At 70.8% G+C, this 13,601-nt stretch carries 15 protein-coding genes and 1 riboswitch; of the genes, 6 read left to right on the top strand and 9 right to left on the bottom strand.

The window, feature by feature from the left end; translation table 11 throughout:
* The first annotated feature begins 58 nt into the window (after positions 1-58).
* The 4 genes from AB0E90_RS24490 (at position 59) to AB0E90_RS24475 (ending at position 3,104) form a co-directional block, all read left to right on the top strand.
* Positions 59-931 carry an ABC transporter substrate-binding protein gene (locus AB0E90_RS24490; protein WP_360409851.1) on the top strand — a complete coding sequence of 291 codons (873 nt, stop codon included), beginning with the start codon at positions 59-61 and terminating at the stop codon, positions 929-931.
* 71 nt (positions 932-1,002) lie between these two features.
* A complete protein-coding gene (locus AB0E90_RS24485; RefSeq protein WP_360409848.1) occupies positions 1,003-1,773 on the top strand; it encodes an amino acid ABC transporter permease in 771 nt (256 codons plus the stop codon).
* Positions 1,773-2,513, top strand: coding sequence for an amino acid ABC transporter ATP-binding protein (locus AB0E90_RS24480; protein ID WP_360409845.1), 741 nt, complete (start codon positions 1,773-1,775; stop codon positions 2,511-2,513). Before AB0E90_RS24485 ends, AB0E90_RS24480 begins: the two co-directional genes overlap by 1 nt.
* 129 nt (positions 2,514-2,642) lie before the next feature.
* A complete protein-coding gene (locus AB0E90_RS24475) occupies positions 2,643-3,104 on the top strand; it encodes a hypothetical protein (protein ID WP_360409842.1) in 462 nt (153 codons plus the stop codon).
* 5 nt (positions 3,105-3,109) lie between these two features.
* Here the strand turns inward: AB0E90_RS24475 and ribH are convergent, their stop codons facing one another.
* The 6 genes from ribH to rpe form a co-directional block, all read right to left on the bottom strand.
* A complete protein-coding gene (ribH, locus tag AB0E90_RS24470) occupies positions 3,110-3,583 on the bottom strand; it encodes a 6,7-dimethyl-8-ribityllumazine synthase (RefSeq protein WP_360409839.1) in 474 nt (157 codons plus the stop codon).
* Positions 3,584-3,628: 45 nt separating this feature from the next.
* On the bottom strand, positions 3,629-4,834 hold the full coding sequence (locus tag AB0E90_RS24465; RefSeq protein ID WP_360409836.1) for a bifunctional 3,4-dihydroxy-2-butanone-4-phosphate synthase/GTP cyclohydrolase II: 1,206 nt from the start codon (positions 4,832-4,834) through the stop codon (positions 3,629-3,631).
* Positions 4,827-5,426 carry a riboflavin synthase gene (locus tag AB0E90_RS24460; protein ID WP_360409833.1) on the bottom strand — a complete coding sequence of 200 codons (600 nt, stop codon included), beginning with the start codon at positions 5,424-5,426 and terminating at the stop codon, positions 4,827-4,829. The genes AB0E90_RS24465 and AB0E90_RS24460 overlap by 8 nt, the downstream gene beginning before the upstream one ends.
* 11 nt (positions 5,427-5,437) lie before the next feature.
* Positions 5,438-6,523, bottom strand: a complete 1,086-nt coding sequence (gene ribD, locus AB0E90_RS24455; RefSeq protein ID WP_360409830.1) for a bifunctional diaminohydroxyphosphoribosylaminopyrimidine deaminase/5-amino-6-(5-phosphoribosylamino)uracil reductase RibD — start codon at positions 6,521-6,523, stop codon at positions 5,438-5,440.
* A gap of 124 nt (positions 6,524-6,647) precedes the next feature.
* Positions 6,648-6,820: riboswitch (FMN riboswitch) on the bottom strand.
* 85 nt (positions 6,821-6,905) lie between these two features.
* Positions 6,906-7,916, bottom strand: a complete 1,011-nt coding sequence (locus AB0E90_RS24450) for a response regulator (RefSeq protein ID WP_360409828.1) — start codon at positions 7,914-7,916, stop codon at positions 6,906-6,908.
* Between the two features lie 34 nt (positions 7,917-7,950).
* Positions 7,951-8,628 (bottom strand): ribulose-phosphate 3-epimerase, encoded by a 678-nt coding sequence (gene rpe / locus AB0E90_RS24445; RefSeq protein ID WP_360409825.1) that lies wholly within the window; start codon positions 8,626-8,628, stop codon positions 7,951-7,953.
* 116 nt (positions 8,629-8,744) lie between these two features.
* On the opposite strand from rpe, the gene AB0E90_RS24440 reads away from it, so the two are divergent.
* Positions 8,745-9,608 carry a septum formation family protein gene (locus AB0E90_RS24440; RefSeq protein ID WP_360409822.1) on the top strand — a complete coding sequence of 288 codons (864 nt, stop codon included), beginning with the start codon at positions 8,745-8,747 and terminating at the stop codon, positions 9,606-9,608.
* On the opposite strand, the gene AB0E90_RS24435 is transcribed toward AB0E90_RS24440, so the two are convergent.
* The gene (locus tag AB0E90_RS24435) at positions 9,596-9,889 is read right to left on the bottom strand and encodes a helix-turn-helix transcriptional regulator (protein WP_360409820.1); all 294 of its coding nucleotides are present in this window, start codon (positions 9,887-9,889) and stop codon (positions 9,596-9,598) included. The genes AB0E90_RS24440 and AB0E90_RS24435 overlap by 13 nt on opposite strands.
* A 51-nt stretch (positions 9,890-9,940) precedes the next feature.
* Between AB0E90_RS24435 and AB0E90_RS24430 the strand changes: the two genes are divergently transcribed.
* Positions 9,941-11,206, top strand: coding sequence for an enoyl-CoA hydratase-related protein (locus AB0E90_RS24430; protein WP_360409817.1), 1,266 nt, complete (start codon positions 9,941-9,943; stop codon positions 11,204-11,206).
* Here AB0E90_RS24430 and AB0E90_RS24425 read toward each other — a convergent pair.
* Together AB0E90_RS24425 and fmt are read right to left on the bottom strand one after the other, a co-directional pair.
* On the bottom strand, positions 11,203-12,675 hold the full coding sequence (locus AB0E90_RS24425; protein ID WP_360409814.1) for a transcription antitermination factor NusB: 1,473 nt from the start codon (positions 12,673-12,675) through the stop codon (positions 11,203-11,205). The two genes, AB0E90_RS24430 and AB0E90_RS24425, sit on opposite strands and share 4 nt — an antisense overlap.
* Positions 12,672-13,598 (bottom strand): methionyl-tRNA formyltransferase, encoded by a 927-nt coding sequence (fmt, locus tag AB0E90_RS24420; RefSeq protein ID WP_360409811.1) that lies wholly within the window; start codon positions 13,596-13,598, stop codon positions 12,672-12,674. Before fmt ends, AB0E90_RS24425 begins: the two co-directional genes overlap by 4 nt.
* Positions 13,599-13,601: the final 3 nt, after the last annotated feature.

The following is a 13,601-nucleotide window of genomic DNA, read 5'->3' as shown; positions in this document are numbered from 1 at the left end:
CATCACGGGATCGATACGAACGCCCCCAGCAGGTGAGACGTGCCCTAGGCTCGCCGTCATGGTCACCCGAAACACCCTCCTCACCAGTGGTGGCGCTGCTCTCGCTCTCGCCGCCCTCGCGGCCTGCGCTCCCGCCGACGAGACCACCGCCACAACCCCCTCTGCCAGCGCTTCTACCAACGTCTGCACGCCTTCGACGTTGGCCACGAAGACCGCCGGCAAGATCACGATCGGCACCGACAACCCGGTCTACGAGCCGTGGTTCAGCGATAACAAGCCCAGCAACGGCAAGGGATTCGAGTCGGCCGTCGCCTATCAGGTGGCGCAGCGACTGGGCTATTCGGCCGAAAACGTGACCTGGGTCTCTGTGACGTTCAACAACGCCATCGCGCCCGGCCCGAAGTCGTACGACTTCGATATCAACGAGTTCTCGATCACCGACGAGCGCAAGCAGGCCGTCGATTTCTCCTCGCCGTACTACCTCGTCAAGCAGACCGTGATCACGATCAAGGGCTCGAAGATCGCGAACGCCAAGTCGCTCGCCGATCTGAAGGACGCCAAGCTCGGCGCCCAGGTCGGCACGACGAGCTACCAGGCCATCACCGACGTGATCAAGCCATCGGCCCAGCCGTCGGTCTTCAACAACAACGACGACGCCAAGGCGGCCCTGGTCAACAAGACCGTCGACGGCATCGTGGTGGACCTGCCGACCGCGTTCTACATGACCTCGGCCGAGCTCGACGGCGGCATCATCGTCGGCCAGCTCGCCTCGGTCGGCACCCCCGAGCAGTTCGGCCTCGTGCTCGACAAGGGCTCGTCGCTGACCACCTGCGTCAGCACCGCAGTCGACCAGCTGCGCCAGGACGGCACCCTCGCGGTGCTGGAGAAGCAGTGGCTGGCCAGCACGGGCGGGGCTCCCGAGCTCCAGTGAGCGGGTTACCCCAGCCGAGTGACGTTCAGCTAGGACGGATCGCCTTCCGGCGCCGGAAGGCGATCCGCTCCGTGCTGCTCGCGGCCCTGTCCACGGCGGTCCTCGGCACGTTGCTCGGCGTGCTGATCACCGGCGCGCCGGGCTGGCAGCGGGTCAAGCAGTCGTTCTTCCGGGTCGATCTCGGCCGGAAAGCGCTGCCCGCCATCCTGGACGGGCTCTGGCTCAACCTCCGGCTGTTCGTCGTCTGCGCGACCTGCGCGGTCGCGCTCGGACTGCTGATCGCGGTGCTGCGCACCCTGCGCGGGCCGGTGTTCTTCCCGGTACGGGCGCTGGCGACCGGCTACACCTACACTCTCCGCGGCCTGCCGCTGATCATCACGATCTACCTGTTCGCGTACGGCGTCCCGGGTCTGCGCCTGCAGGGGACGCCCAGCGTGACCGTGCTCGGCGGCGCCGCCATCACGATCACCTACGGGGCGTACATCGCCGAGGTGCTGCGGGGCGGCATCGAGTCGGTGCACCCCAGCCAGATGGCGGCGGCCCGCTCGCTCGGGCTGAACTACCGCCGGGCGATGCGTCACGTGGTGCTGCCGCAGGCGGTGCGCCGGGCCGCCCCGCCGCTGCTCAACGACGTCGTGTCGATGCAGAAGGACGTCGGGCTGATCTCCCTGGCCGGGCCGGTCGACGCGATCCGGGCGGCCCAGATCAGTCAGGCCGGCAGCTACAACTTCACGCCGTACATCGTCGCGGGTGTGCTCTTCGTTCTTCTTGCCCTGCCGCTGATCGGCATCACCGACTGGGTGACTCTGCGGGCCGCCCGACGCCAGAATGCGGGGACCTGATGGTTCTCACCTGCACCGACGTCCGCAAGACGTTCAACGACAGCCTGGTTCTCGACGGGCTCGACCTGACCGTCGACGAGCACGAGGTGATCGCGCTGATCGGCGCCTCCGGCTCGGGCAAGTCGACGCTGCTGCGCTGCGTCAACCTGCTCACCGAGATCGACGACGGCACGATCACGCTGGACGGCGAGGACATCACCGATCCGCGGGTCGACCCCGACGTCGTACGGCAGAAGATCGGTCTGGTCTTTCAGAGCTACAACCTGTTTCCGCACATGACCGTGCTCGACAACATCACCCTCGCCCCGACCAAGGTGCACGGCCGCCCGATCGCCGAGGCGAAGGCGCAGGCGATGGAGTGGCTCGAGCGGGTCGGGCTGGCCGACAAGGCCGGCAGTTATCCCGATCGGCTCAGCGGGGGCCAGCAGCAGCGCGTCGCGATCGTCCGGGCGCTGATCAACAACCCGCGCCTGCTGCTGCTCGACGAGGTCACCTCGGCGCTCGACCCGGAGCTGGTCGGCGAGGTGCTCACGATGATCCGCGACCTCAAGGGCGACGGCATGACGATGGTCCTGGCCACCCACGAGATGGGCTTCGCCCGTCAGGTAGCCGACCGGGTGGCGTTCCTCGACAAGGGCCGGGTGCTGGAGCAGGGACCGCCCGCGCAGGTGCTCGGCGACCCGATCGAGGCCCGCACCCGCCAGTTCGTGGCCCGGATCATCGAGGCCGGCCGGCTGTAATCCTCGCCGGGTCGGATCACGGACGGTCACCCCCGCGGGCGGCGGGCGGCTGCCATGGTGTCCCGGCGGGCACGGGGGTGATACCGCTGCTGGGGCAGGCGGCTCCCGGGCCCACGGGAGGGCAGTCCCATGCGCCTGCGCATCGCCATGTTCGCGATCGCGTTCCTGTTCGTAACCGCCGCCGGCACACCGCCGGGAAGCGCGGCCGCCGCTCCGCCGGGAAACGCGGCCGTCGCTCCGCCGGGAAGCGCGGTGGCCCGTTTTGGCTTACGCCTCGAATCGGCCACGGTGCTCCCCGGGGGAACCATCGTCGACGTGCATTATGTGGCGATCTGCCCGCCGGGAGCGCCGGCCCGGGTCGGCGTGTCGCTCGCGCAGCGGGCCGGCGCGCATGTCGCGGTCGGCCGGGGCGGCGCCGAGATCCTCTGCAACGGCGTGCCTCGCTCGGTGCGGATGCGGGCCGTCGCCACCGGCGGTGGATTGTCGTTCCAGCCCGGCCGGGCGCGCATCGCGGCCGAACTGCAGGCCGCGACCGGCCTCGGCATCGCGGCCGAGGACGACCGGGCCCGTCTGGTGGTGCTGCGTCGCTGAGCCGGTCAGGACTTGAGTTCGCGCAGCACGAGGGCGGCGTCCAGCGCTGCCACCGTGCTCTGCCAACCCTTGTCCTCGATCGAGTCCTCCAGGCCGGCCCGGTCGCGGGCCTGGCCGAGGCTGTGCACGGTCAGCACGCCGTGCGCCACCGGGGTGCGCTCGTCGAGGGCGACCCGGGTGAGACCGGTGGTGACCGAGTCACAGACGTACTCGAAATGCTCGGTCTCGCCCTTGATCACCACGCCGATCGCGACCACCGCGTCGCACCGCTTGGCCATGGCCTGCGCGACGACCGGCAGTTCGACGGTGCCGGCCACCCGGTGGATGATCACGTCCGTCACACCGCACGCCTCGGCTGCGGCCTTCGCCCGCTCGATCATGTGGTCGATCAGTTCGGTGTGCCAGCGCGCACCGACGATGCCGAGACGCAGCCCGGCGGCGTCGACGGTCTCCATGTGCGGGTCACCAAAGCCGGCCATTTCGCCCCCTTGTTTCAGCCATTGTCACTTTTTCTGAAGTGCGAGTCAGCCCAACGCCTCGAACAGGTGCCCCATCCGATCACGCTTGGTCCGCAGGTAATGCACGTTCTCCGGGAACAGCCGCACCGGCAGCGCCTCCCGGCCGAGCACGGTCAGACCGTAGCCCTCCAGGCCGGCCCGCTTGGCCGGATTGTTGGTGAGCAGCGTCATCGAGCGCACGCCCAGCTCGTAGAGGATCTGCGCCCCGGTGCCGTAGTCGCGGGCGTCGGCCGGCAGCCCCAGCTCGAGGTTCGCGTCGACGGTGTCGAAGCCGCGGTCCTGCAACTGGTAGGCCTGCAGCTTGTGCAGCAGGCCGATGCCGCGGCCCTCGTGCCCGCGCATGTAGAGCACCACGCCCCGGCCCGCCTCGGCGACCCGCTGCAGCGCCGCGTCCAACTGCGGGCCGCAGTCGCAGCGCCTGGAGCCGAAGACGTCCCCGGTCAGGCATTCCGAGTGCACCCGGACCAGCACGTCCTGCCCGTCGCCGAGCTCGCCGAAGACCAGGGCCACGTGCTCGCCGCCGTCGGCCTTGGCGCGGTAGCCGACCGCGGTGAAGTCGCCGTGCTCGGTCGGCAGCTTGGTCTCCACCACCCGCTCGACGGTCTGCTCCAGCGAACGGCGGTAGGCCACCAGGTCGGCGATCGTGATGATCGTGACCTCGTGCTCGATCGCGAACTTCTCCAGGTCGGGGCGGCGCTGCATGGTGCCGTCGTCGTTGACCATCTCGCACAGCACGCCGGCCGGGCGCAGACCGGCCAGCACGGCCAGATCGATGGCGGCCTCGGTGTGGCCGGGACGGCGCAGCACGCCGCCGGCCTTCGCCCGCAGCGGCACGACGTGGCCGGGCCGGGTGAGGTCGGTCGGGCGGGTGTCGGCCGAGGCCAGAAGCCGGAGCGTACGGGCCCGGTCGGCGGCGGAGATGCCGGTGGCCACGCCCTCGGCCGCGTCGACCGCCACCGCGTACGCGGTGCCGCGACGGTCCTGGTTGGTGTGGTACATCGGCGGCAGGTCGAGGCGGTCGGCCTCTTCCTCGGTGATCGGCGCGCAGATGTAGCCGGACGTGTAGCGGACCATGAACGCGACCAGCTCCGGCGTCGCCTTCTCGGCCGCGAAGATCAGGTCACCCTCGTTCTCGCGATCCTCGTCGTCGACGACGATCACCGCGCGACCGTCGGCAACGTCCTTGATGGCTTGTTCGATGTCCTCAAACATTGCGGGCTCCCAGCATCTTCTCGACGTACTTGGCGATCACGTCGACCTCGAGGTTCACCGGGTCGCCCACGGCTTTGGATCCCAGCACGGTCAGCTTCAGCGTCGTCGGGATCAGCCCGACACTGAACGTTTCGTCGTCCACTGCCATGACCGTCAGCGACACCCCGTCGACGGTGATCGAGCCTTTCTCCACGACGTACCGGGAAATGGCGGCGGGGAGGGCGAAGCGCAGGACCTCCCACTGATCGGCCGGCTCCCGGCTGAGCAGTTTGCCGACGCCGTCGACGTGGCCCTGCACGAGATGGCCGCCGAGGCGGTCGCCGAGCGCGGCCGCCCGCTCGAGGTTCACGTTGCTGCCGACCTGGAGGGCGCCGAGCGACGACCGGCGCAGCGTCTCGCCCATCACGTCGGCGGTGAAGACGCCGTCCTCGTTGTCGATCACGGTGAGACAGACGCCGTTGACCGCGATCGAGTCGCCGTGCTTGGCGTCGGTCGTGACGAGCGGCCCGCGTACCGCGATGACGGCCGAGTCACCGCCCGCGTCGGTGAGGCGAATTACCTCGCCCAATTCCTCGACTATGCCCGTGAACATTTAGGAGCCTCTCATTCCGAATAAGGGTGGTGGGCGGGGCGGTCGGATGGCTTTGTCCGGAGCGATGCGATGAAGCGCAGGTCGGGACCGATCTGCGCGATGTCGGTGAGATCAAGTTCGATGGCGTCGCTGATCGTGGCGACACCCGCGTCGAGCAGGGCGGCCTTGCCCGCGCCGAGCAGCTTCGGCGCCACGTAACCGATCACCTGGTCGACCAGGCCGGCGGCGAGGAACGAACCGGCCAGCGTGGGGCCGCCCTCCAGCAACACCGACCGGATGCCCCGGCCGAACAGGGCCTGGAGCAGGGCGTTCAGGTCGACGCGGCCCTCCGGCCCGGCGCCGACCTCGCGGGTGGTGACGATCCAGGTGGGCGCGGCGACGTCGCGGACTCGCGCTTTTTCAGGTGTACGCCCATGAGAGTCCACCACCACCCGAAGGGGCTGCTTGATGGCAAGCGTGCCGTCCTTGAGGTCGCGCACGGTGAGCTGCGGATCGTCGGCGACGACGGTGCCGGCGCCGACCATGATCGCGTCCATCGTGCCGCGCAGCAGGTGCACGTCGGCGCGGGCCGGCGCCGAGGTGATCCACTGGCTGGTGTCATCGGCGGCGGCCGACCGCCCGTCCAGCGTTGCCGCGAACTTCCAGGTCACGTAGGGCCGGCCCCGCCGGACCGCGGTCAGCCAGGCAATGTTGCCCTGCTCCGCCTCCCGACGGCGGACACCCGTCTCGACCTGGACCCCGGCGGCGCGCAACGTGACCGCTCCGCCCGATGCCACCGGCGTCGGGTCGTCGACCGCGATCACCACCCGGTTGACGCCCGAGTTGATCAACGCGTGGCTGCAGGGACCGGTGCGGCCGGTGTGGTTGCACGGCTCGAGGGTGACCAGCGCGGTGCCGCCGCGGGCCCGCTCCCCCGCCTGGGCGAGGGCGACGATCTCGGCGTGCGGCCCACCGGCGTACGCGTGGAAGCCCTCGCCGACGATCTCGCCGTCGGCGTCGAGGAGCAGACAACCGACCACCGGGTTGGGGCTGGTCGTGCCGAGGCCCCGCGCGGCCAGCGCAATCGCGCGGCGCATCGCCTCGTCCTCGGTCACCATCCGCTTCGTCCTCTCAGCGCGGCACGGTCACGCGCTGAGGTTGAGCGGGAGAAACGCCAGGAATCGGACAGAAGGGTACGCTGCGCGCACCCTTGGCTTCTGGGAGCACCCAGAGTCCAATCCCGCGCGCTGTCTCCCATCCGGACTGTCTGACCGAACTCTCGCTCGATCAACCGTCGGCCCTGGAGTTTCACCAGGTCCACCGGCCGCCTTGTCAGGCGTCCGGGTCGCGGGCTTACCGAAGCTTTCGCCTCGGATCACCGCCGGTTCGGAATTTCACCGATCCCGCCAGCGCGTGGTGGGTTAACCCCGAGTCTTACACGCGCGATCGACTTTGCAAGTGCCCCGCGAGCCATCTCACATCTTGTAGGGCGGAATTGACCTAGTCTTCCTCGTCCGAGTCGGCACGGCGGCGATCGATCGCCACATATGACCCGGGCTGGGACTTTGCGACCTTCTTCATCTCCGACGCGACCGCGATGACCACCCGCGGGTCGGCGAACTTGCGGCCCTCGAGCGTCGCCTGGGCGACCCCGATCGACAGGGTGACCAGGGCGGCGCGGTTCTTGTTGCCGCGCCGGTCGGGGACTTCGATGTAGCCGCGCTCGGCGTCCTTCGGGTCGTAGAGCCGGTCGGCGGCCTGCTCGAAGTCGGTCACCGTGGCCTGGGTCAGCGGCAGCACCTGCTCGGGGGTGCAGATGAAGACGAAGTCGTCGCCGCCGATGTGGCCGAGGAAGATCGACGGCTTGCCGATCGCGGCGCTCGCCTTGTGCAGGCTGCGGGCCAGCGAGGTGATGAATTCGTCGCCACGGTCGAAACCATACACATCGTTGACGCTCTTGAAGCGGTCGATGTCGATGTAACCCACCGAGTATTCGCCGCCGGCCTTCATCCGGTCGTTGACCTCGCGCCGCACCCGCGCGTTGCCGGGCAGACCGGTCAGCGGGGACACCTCGCGGAACTCCTTGTTGCGCCGCAGCGTGGAGGCGACCCGGGCGATCAGCTCGGCGGTGTCGAACGGCTTGACCAGGTAATCGTCGACGCCGGCGGTCAGACCGACGACCTTGTCGACGGTCATCCCCTTGGCGGTCAGCATGATCACCGGGAGGGCGGAGGTGAGCGGCTCGGCGCGCAACTGGCGGGTCAGCTCGACACCGTCCATGCCCGGCATCATCCAGTCGACCACGGCCAGATCGGGGCGCTTGTTCTCCATGATCTGGAGCGCTTCCTCGCCGTCGCCGGCCCGGATCACCTCGTAGCCTTGAACCTTGAGGTTGAACTCGACGAAACCCGCGATGTCCTGGTCGTCGTCGACCACCAGGATCAGGTCAGGACGATCCTCCGGGTCGGCCCCGAGGTCTTCCGCGCTGTGCCGCACCACGCCGGTGCTCATCCGGTCTCCCCGCTCGTTGCTGTTGGCCGATCCATCATGCGGCCGACTGCGCCTCCACGGCCAGCGCCCGAAGTTTGCGAATCGCCTCGGCCGGGTCCTCCGCCCCGTACACCGCGGTGCCGGCGACGAACGCGTCGGCCCCCGCCTCGGCCGCCTGGGCGATGGTGTCGGCCGCGATGCCGCCGTCGACCTCGAGGCGGACCGACAGATCTTTCGCGGTGATCCGGCGGCGCACGTCGCGCACCTTCTCCAGCATTTCGGGCATGAACTTCTGCCCGCCGAAGCCGGCCTTGATCGTCATGATCAGGACGGTGTCGACGTAGGGAAGCAGCTCCAGGTACGGCTCCACCGACGTGTCCCGGTCGATCGCCAGCCCGGCCTTGGCACCGGCGGCGCGCAGCGTCTTGGCCAGGGCCACCGGGTTGTCGCAGGCCTCGGCGTGGAACGTCACGTTGTAAGCGCCCGCCTCCGCGTAACCCGGCGCCCACCGCTCCGGATCGGTGATCATCAGATGCACGTCGAACGGGATGGCGGTGGCCTTGCGCAGGCTCTGCACCACCGGCAACCCGATCGTCAGGTTGGGCACGAAGTGGTTGTCCATGACGTCGACGTGCACCCAGTCGGCCGCACCCTCGATGGCGCCCACCTCGTCGGCGAGACGGGAGAAATCGGCGGCCAGGATGCTCGGGGCGATGATCGGCTTTGCGCTCACGAGGGGAAGTCTAGGGCTTCGGGCGTGGCCGGGCTCCGACTCCTCGCGGGCTGTGGATAACCGGCCCGGGACACCCGATAGAGTGGCGCGTCCGAGACAGGGCTGGGAGGCGACCGATGCGACGGTGGGCGTTGGCCGTGCTGGCGTGCACGCTCCTCGCCGGTTGTGCCGGGCTCCTCGCCGGCTGCTCCGGGCTTCCGGCCGGGGTCGACGGCGATCTCACCAACGGCTGGCAGCCGATGGCGGCCGCCACCCAGTTCCGCCCCGCCGCCGGCACCTGCCACGCCGAGCTGACTCAGACCGGCACCGCCGACGACTACTCCCCGGTGCCCTGCACCGACCCGCACCTGGTCGAGACGATCGCGGTCACCGACGTGGCGAACGCCGGCCTCTCGCAGGCGTTCGCCGCCTGCTCGAAGCAGGCCACCACGTTCCTCGGCGCCGACTGGCGCACCGGCTGGGTGGTGCTGCAGCCGGTGCTGCCCGGCAAGGAGGCGCTGGCCGGCGGCGCTCACTGGGTCCGCTGCGACGTGGCCGAGACGTCACCGGTCGACGGCGCCCTGGTGCGCCGCTCGGCCACCATGAAGGGCGCCGTCAAGGCGGGCGGCAAACTGCGGATGGCCTGCGCCAACCCCACCATCGACGGCGAGTCGGTCACCGAGATGCACCCGGTGGCCTGCGCGACCACTCACACCGCCGAGTTCGCCGGCCTCTTCGCCACCACCGCGAAGAACTCCGACGACATCAGCAGCGACGCCCTGGCCGACGGCTGTGACAAGGCGATCGCCAAGTTCACCGGTCTGCGCGACGACAGCAACCTGGAGAGCCGGATCGGCTGGCTGGGCTTCCCACCGGACGACACCGCCTGGCAGATGGGCGACCGGGCGATCCGCTGCTTCCTGTGGCTCAACGGCGAGAAGATGACCGGCTCGTACCGCAACGCCGGCCCGTCGAAGTTGAAGATCCACTACTCGAACTGATTGGCCAGGGCCGCGATCAGGCCCGGGAAGCGGGCGTCCAGCTCGTCGCGGCGCAGCTCGATGGTGTGCGTGCGGCCGGTCACCGTGGTGCGCGTCAGCCCCGCCTCGCGAAGGATGCGGAAGTGGTGGGTCATGGTCGATTTGTGCACCCCGAAATCCCAGTGAGTGCCACATTTGCCGTGCGCCCGGCCGTCGGCGAGCGTCTGCACGATGCGCAACCGGATGGGGTCGGCGACGGCGCGCAGCACATCGACCAGAGCCGCATCCTCGTCGTCCGCCATGCCCCAAGACTACCGTTGGATGTTCATCCAACAATTGGCTAGCTTGACGGTATGACGAATCTCCAACAGTTGGGCTCGGCCCGCTGGATGTGGGACGCCGACGGCGTCGTGACCGTGACCCTCGACGATCCCGGCCGCGCGGCCAACATGCTCAACCGGCGGCACCACGACGGGCTCGCCGCCTGCCTCGACGACCTTTCCGGCCGGCTCGACCAGCTGCGTGGCGTGGTGCTCACGTCGGCGAAGCGCTCGTTCATCGCCGGCCCGGAGTTCGTCCCGGGCGAGATCACCCCGGACGAGGCAGCCGAGACGTACGGCCTGCTGGTCCCGCTGCGTGATCAGGCGCGCCGGCTCGAGACGCTGGGGCGGCCGGTCGCCGCGGCGCTCAACGGCTCGGCACTGGGCGGCGGCTTCGAGCTCGCGCTGGCCTGCCACCACCGGGTCGGGCCGCGCGATCCCTCGGTGGTCTGGGCGCTGGCCGAGACCGGGATGGGCATCATGCCCGGCGGTGGCGGCGTGGTGCGGGTGACCCGGATGGCCGGCATCGCCGCGACCGTGCTCGACATCGTCGGCCCGGGCACCACGTTCCACCCGGCGCAGGCGCTGGTCGCGGGCCTGGTGGACGATCTCGCCGACGACGTGGTGGCGGCCGCCCGCGCCTGGGTGCTGGCCCAGCCGGCCGGCCCGTTCACCCAGCGCTGGGAGCGACCCGGCTACCGGATTCCGGGCGGGGCCGAGGAACCTCCGGGACTCGCCGACGAGGTCCGCCGCCGGTCGGCGGGCTCGCCGGTCCGGGCACTCGCCGCGGTTCTCGACGTCGCGGTCCGCAGCGCGGCAGCACCGATCGACGACGCCTTCGAGATCGAGACTGCCGCCTTCCGCCCGCTGCTGAGCGCCCCGGAGTTTCCCGCGCTGAGTCATCTCTTCTACGCCATGCGCACAGTGGCCGGACCCACCGCGGCGACCACTGGGCCGAAAGGGTTCCCGCAGGTCGTCGCGAACCCGCTGGCCGCCGTCTTCTTCGCGCCGGACGCGCCCGTCGTCGAGGTCACCGACGACGACGCGGCCGCTGAGGTCCGCGCCCAGGGCGGCATCCCGGTCGTGATCCGCGCCGGCGCGACGTCATTCGTCCAGACACTGCTCGACGCCGGCCCGGACCCGGACGCGATGGCCGCCGCCGTCCACCGCGCGCTCGACGCCGGCCTGGTCGTCGACCCGGCCGGCGCCGATGTCGCCTCGGTCCTCGCCGCCGGCTTCCCACCCTGGACCGGCGGCGTGCTGCATCACCTCGCGGCCCTCGAGAGGCCGAAAAACTAGGCCGTGCGGCGCAGGACGGCCAGGAACATCGCGTCGGTGCCGTGGCGGTGCGGCCACAACTGCACCGTCGGGCCGGGGCCCAGCTTCGGCATGCCCGGCGGCAGCAGGGTGCGGGCGTCGACGAAGTCGGCCTCGACGCCGCTGCGCCGGGCCCCCTCGGTGACCGTCACCTGTGTCTCCACCTGGTGCGGGGAACACGTCACATACGCCACCAGGCCGCCCGGACGGACCGCTCGCAGCGCGGCCACCAGGAGTTCCCGCTGCAGTTTCGTCAGCGCCGGCAGATCGGACGGCTGCCGCCGCCAGCGTGCCTCGGGCCGGCGTCGCAGCGAGCCCAGGCCGGTGCACGGCGCGTCGACCAGCACCCGGTCGAACGACTCCTCCGGCAGGTCGGGATCGCGCCCCACCGAACGGCCGTCCATCGGCAGCACGGTCACCGGCATGCCCTCGGTGGCGTGCTCGACCAGCCGGGCCCGGTGCTCGGCCACCTCGACCGCGGTCACCTCGGCGCCCCGCGACGCGGCGATCGACCCGAGCAGGCCGGCCTTGCCACCCGGCCCGGCGCAGAGGTCGAGCCAGCGGGTGTCCCGGCCCTCGATCGGCGCGGCCAGCAGCGCGGCCGCGACCAGCTGGGAGCCCTCGTCCTGAACGTGCGCGCGACCGTCGTGGATCGCGGCCAGCTCGCGCGGCGAGCCGCCGTTGAGGTACACCGCGTACGGCGAGAATGCCCCCGGCTGCCCGCCCACCTCGTCGGCCAGCTCGACCGCCTCGGCCCGGCCCGGGCGCGCGCACAGGTGCACGGTCGGCGCCTGGTTGTCCTCGATCAGCAGCCGGGCGGTGTCGTCCAGGTCGCCACCGAGCGCCTCGGAGAAGGCCCGGATGATCCACTGCGGGTGGTTGTGCACCACCGACAGGTTCCCGACCGGGTCCTCGTCGTAGGCCGGGGCGAGCTTCGCGATCCAGTCCTCGAACGACGTCTCGGAGATCGTGCGCATCACCGCGTTGGCGAAGCCGGCCGCACCCGGCGCCACCGACCGCACCAGGTCGACGGTCTGGTTGACCGCCGCGTGCGCCGGCACCCGGGTGTGCAGCAACTGGTAGGCGCCGAGCCGCAGGGCGTCGCGGGCGGGCGGGTCGATGCGGGCCACGTCACGGCCCGCCGCGTCGGCCACGATCAGGTCGAGGGTGCCGAGCGCGCGCAGGGTGCCGTAGGTCAGCTCGGTGGCGAACGCGGCGTCGCGACCGCTCAGCCCCATGTCGCGGAGGATGTCGGAGAGCACGAGATTCGCGTACGCGTCGTCGCGGTGAACGGCGGCGATCGCCTCGTACGCAGCCTGCCGTGCCGGATCCGACGGAGGGCGACCGCCTCGCGGAGCCCGGCCCGTGCGATCGTCGCGGGCATAGCCCGGACCTGCGGCCCCGCGAGGTCTTCCGGACCCACGCGGCCGATCTGCCTGATGCGAAGTCATTCGAATTTCTCCCCTGACTGGATCCGCGAGCCGCGAGCCCAGTCGGTGGCCGCCATCGCCTTCTTTCCGGCCGCGCGCACCTCGCCGAGCGCAACGGGTGTGGTGGCCGTGCCCACGAGCACCTGGCTGCGCTCCACGAGGAGATCGCCAGGGGCGAGGGCCGGACCATTGGCGATCGGCTTCACCGGACCGAGCTTGACCCGGTCCGATCGGAACGTCGTCCAGGCGCCTGGCGCCGGCGTGCACGCCCGGATCCGCCTGTCCACCGCGAACGACGGGTCCGACCAGCGGATCTGCGCGTCCTCGACGGTCAGCTTCGGCGCGAACGACACCCCGTCGCCCGGCTGCGGGTGCGCCACCGCGGTGCCGGCCTCGATCGCGTCGAGCACCGCCACGAGCAGGCCCGCGCCCGAGACGGCGAGCCGTCCGAGCAGGTCACCGGAGGTGTCGGCGGGCCGGATGTCCTCGGTGAGGGTGCCGTAGACCGGGCCGGTGTCGAGGCCCGCCTCCAGCTCGAACACGCTGGCCCCGGTCACCTCGTCGCCGTGCAGCACCGCGTGCTGCACCGGCGCCGCGCCACGCCAGGCCGGCAGCAGCGAGAAGTGCAGGTTGACCCAGCCGTGCTTGGGGATCTCGAGGGCGCTCGGCGGCACCAGCGCGCCGTAGGCGACGACCGGCGCGCAGTCCGGAGCCAGCTCCTTCAGCCGCTCCTGGAACTCTGGCTCCCGGGGCTTCGCCGGCGTCAGCACCTCGATGCCACGCTCGTCGGCCCAGGCGGCCGCGGGCGATCGGAGCAGACGGCGGCCCCGACCGGCCGGCGCATCCGGGCGGGTGACGACGGCGAGAAGCTCATGCTTTGAAGCCGCCAGCGCATCCAGAGCGGGCAGCGTCACGGCCGGCGTGCCGGCGAAGATCAGGCGCATCCG

This window comes from Actinoplanes sp. NPDC026619 (assembly GCF_040638295.1).
Classification (GTDB): domain Bacteria; phylum Actinomycetota; class Actinomycetes; order Mycobacteriales; family Micromonosporaceae; genus Actinoplanes.
This window is presented reverse-complemented; position numbering and strand designations above follow the sequence as displayed.

Coding starts and splice junctions, on each gene's coding strand:
- AB0E90_RS24490 (WP_360409851.1), top strand. CDS start 59: ATGGTCACCCGAAACACCCTCCTCACCAGTGGTGGCGCTGCTCTCGCT.
- AB0E90_RS24480 (WP_360409845.1), top strand. CDS start 1,773: ATGGTTCTCACCTGCACCGACGTCCGCAAGACGTTCAACGACAGCCTG.
- AB0E90_RS24475 (WP_360409842.1), top strand. CDS start 2,643: ATGCGCCTGCGCATCGCCATGTTCGCGATCGCGTTCCTGTTCGTAACC.
- ribH (WP_360409839.1), bottom strand. CDS start 3,583: ATGGCCGGCTTTGGTGACCCGCACATGGAGACCGTCGACGCCGCCGGG.
- AB0E90_RS24465 (WP_360409836.1), bottom strand. CDS start 4,834: ATGTTTGAGGACATCGAACAAGCCATCAAGGACGTTGCCGACGGTCGC.
- AB0E90_RS24460 (WP_360409833.1), bottom strand. CDS start 5,426: ATGTTCACGGGCATAGTCGAGGAATTGGGCGAGGTAATTCGCCTCACC.
- ribD (WP_360409830.1), bottom strand. CDS start 6,523: ATGGTGACCGAGGACGAGGCGATGCGCCGCGCGATTGCGCTGGCCGCG.
- AB0E90_RS24450 (WP_360409828.1), bottom strand. CDS start 7,916: ATGAGCACCGGCGTGGTGCGGCACAGCGCGGAAGACCTCGGGGCCGAC.
- AB0E90_RS24440 (WP_360409822.1), top strand. CDS start 8,745: ATGCGACGGTGGGCGTTGGCCGTGCTGGCGTGCACGCTCCTCGCCGGT.
- AB0E90_RS24435 (WP_360409820.1), bottom strand. CDS start 9,889: ATGGCGGACGACGAGGATGCGGCTCTGGTCGATGTGCTGCGCGCCGTC.
- AB0E90_RS24430 (WP_360409817.1), top strand. CDS start 9,941: ATGACGAATCTCCAACAGTTGGGCTCGGCCCGCTGGATGTGGGACGCC.
- AB0E90_RS24425 (WP_360409814.1), bottom strand. CDS start 12,675: ATGACTTCGCATCAGGCAGATCGGCCGCGTGGGTCCGGAAGACCTCGC.
- fmt (WP_360409811.1), bottom strand. CDS start 13,598: ATGCGCCTGATCTTCGCCGGCACGCCGGCCGTGACGCTGCCCGCTCTG.